Here is a 2,490-nt window from a genome sequence, read left to right on the forward strand (position 1 = left end):
GTAAGCGTCAAAGCAGCGCCGTCTTGAGCGCCACGCTACTTTAGCTGATGATGTGCCCAACACCGCTGGGAAGCGGAGTTTAAGTGCCAGGAAGTTTGCTGGCGCAGTTCCAGGGCAAGAAGTCGTCCACCCGATTCACCGGATGGTCGGCGATATGGGCCAGCACGTAACGCAGCCAAGCCTCGGGGTCGACACCGTTAAGCTTGGCCGTGCCAATCAGCCCATACATGGAGGCAGCGCGTTCGCCGCCACTGTCTGCCCCTGCAAAGAGGAAGTTGCGACGGCCCAGGGCCACGCCGCGCAAGGCCCGCTCGGCGGCGGAGTTGTCGATCTCGATGCGGCCGTCATCGCAGTAGCGCGTCAGCGCCGGCCACAGTTTGAGCGCGTAAAGGATGGCGGCCGCCGTATCGGATTTGCGCGACAGCGTGGCGAGCGTGGCATGCAGCCATCGCTCAAGCTCGTCGAGCAATGGTCTGGCATGCTGCTGGCGAGCGGTCCGCCGCTCGTCAGGCGGTTTGCCTCGTATGCCGTCTTCGATGGCGTACAGTTCACCGATCCGCTGCAGCGCTTCGGTGGTTAAGGCTGATGGCCGCGCTGCGTGCAGGTCGTAAAATTTGCGGCGGGCGTGTGCCCAGCAAGCCGCCTCCAGCACTCGGCCGCCTTCGTAGACGGCGTTGAAGCCGGCATACGCGTCGGCCTGCAGGATGCCGCTGAAGTTGGCCAGGTGCGCCTGTGGGTGATCCCCCTTGCGGTCGGGCGTATAGGCAAACCATACCGCTGGCGGTGTGCTGTCGCCGCTGGCACGGTCGTCGCGCACGTAAGTCCATAGACGCGCCGTGCGCGTCTTGCCGTTGCCGGGCGCCAGCACCGGCAGCGGTGTGTCGTCGGCGTGCAGCTTGGCGGCGGCAAACACATGGCGGCGCAGCGCATCGACCAGGGGCCGCAGCAGCGCACCAGCGGCGCCGACCCAGCTAGCCAGCAAGGCGCGCTCCAGTTCCACGCCTTCGCGCGCGTACATAGTGCTTTGGCGATACAAAGGAATGTGGTCGGCGAATTTGGCCACCAGCACATGCGCCAGCAGGCCGGGACCGACCAGACCACGTTCAATTGGGCGGCTGGCTGCCGGGGCCTGCACGATGGCGTTGCAGCACGCGCATGCCAGCTTGGGACGCACATGGCGAATCACACGGAAGCTAGCCGGCACATATTCCAACTGCTCCGACACGCTTTCGCCCAGTTGCTTCAGGTTGCCGCCGCATGCCGGGCATGCTTCGCTGGCGGGCATTTGCACTCGCTCCTCGCGCGGCAGGTGGGCTGGCAGCGGCTTGCGCTCGGCCTTCTTGCGCGGCGCAACCTCCACCGGCGCTTGCGCCTCAGCCACGGCTGCTTCGGCTTCCAGGTCTTCCAGTTGCAGCTCCAACTGTTCGATCTGCTGGTCCAGCTTTTCCGAGCGGCGGCCGAACTGCATGCGCTTCAGCTTTGCCAGCACCAGCTTCAGGTGCTCGATTTCGGCGGTGCGCGTAGACAGCTCGGCGCTCAAGTGCGCCACCTTCGCTTCGCTCGCCAACAACGCTGCATCGCGCGCCAGCAGCATGGCTTTAAGCGCTTCGATATCGTTGGGCAGATTGGCGGCGTTGAGCATGCGACCAAGTTTACGCAAATCGTGTCGTGTTTACAAGGCCGATTGCGGTCGCCAGGTGCGTTCTGGTCGGCGCCAGTCGATCCCTTCCAGCAGCATCGATAACTGTGCTTGTGTCAGCGCCACGCTGCCGCTGCTGGCCTGCGGCCAGATGAAGCGGCCACGCTCCAGGCGCTTGGCCAGCAAGCATAAGCCGTCGCCGGTCCACCACAGCAGCTTGATCAAGTCACCGCGCCGGCCACGGAAGACAAACACGTGGCCACTGAACGGATCTTCTTCCAATGCGGTTTGCACTTTCGCTGCCAGGCCATTGAAGCCGCTGCGCATGTCGGTGGTGCCTGCGGCCAACCAGACTTTCGTACCTGCTGGCAGGCCGATCATCGCAGCACGAGCTCCAACACTTGTGCCAACGTGGCGGCGTTGGCCTGGCCTTCGATACGTAGCCGCACACGCCCAATTTCAAGCGTGATGATTCCGGTAGGGGAAGGTTCAGCCGCAGGCGCTTGCGCTGGCGTCGTCACCACCACTGACAGCAATTCATTGCCCTGCGCCGCCGTGCCGCCCGCAAGCTGCCCTGCCTCGTATAGCTTGCGCCAGCTAAACACCTGGTTTGCATTGACGCCGTGCTCGCGCGCGAGGCGCGCTACAGAAACACCGGACTGCATCGCCATCTCCACAAGCGTTCGCTTGAACTCCAGGGAATGCTGGCGGTACTTGCCACGCGGTCCGCGTTCAATGGCTGGTTGAAAATTTGTGTCCATAATTAAATTTGTGGGCACAACTGCTGTGCCAAAATTCGATCATGGCTGGGGGCGGTTTCTACGTCCAGACGGTGCTGGCTTTACGCTTAC

Annotated in this window: 3 protein-coding genes; all 3 read right to left on the reverse strand. The window is 63.3% G+C overall.

The window, feature by feature from the left end; translation table 11 throughout:
* Positions 1–79 precede the first annotated feature (79 nt).
* From tnpC to tnpA, 3 genes are read right to left on the reverse strand one after another with little or no spacing between them, the layout of a single operon-like run.
* Positions 80–1,642, reverse strand: a complete 1,563-nt coding sequence (gene tnpC / locus GTP27_RS23165; protein ID WP_161041447.1) for an IS66 family transposase — start codon at positions 1,640–1,642, stop codon at positions 80–82.
* Between the two features lie 30 nt (positions 1,643–1,672).
* Positions 1,673–2,020, reverse strand: coding sequence for an IS66 family insertion sequence element accessory protein TnpB (gene tnpB, locus GTP27_RS23170; RefSeq protein WP_055936366.1), 348 nt, complete (start codon positions 2,018–2,020; stop codon positions 1,673–1,675).
* Positions 2,017–2,400, reverse strand: a complete 384-nt coding sequence (gene tnpA, locus GTP27_RS23175; protein ID WP_161041448.1) for an IS66-like element accessory protein TnpA — start codon at positions 2,398–2,400, stop codon at positions 2,017–2,019. Before tnpA ends, tnpB begins: the two co-directional genes overlap by 4 nt.
* Between the last annotated feature and the right edge of the window lie 90 nt (positions 2,401–2,490).

The organism is Duganella qianjiadongensis, assembly GCF_009857915.1.
GTDB lineage: Bacteria > Pseudomonadota > Gammaproteobacteria > Burkholderiales > Burkholderiaceae_D > Rugamonas > Rugamonas qianjiadongensis.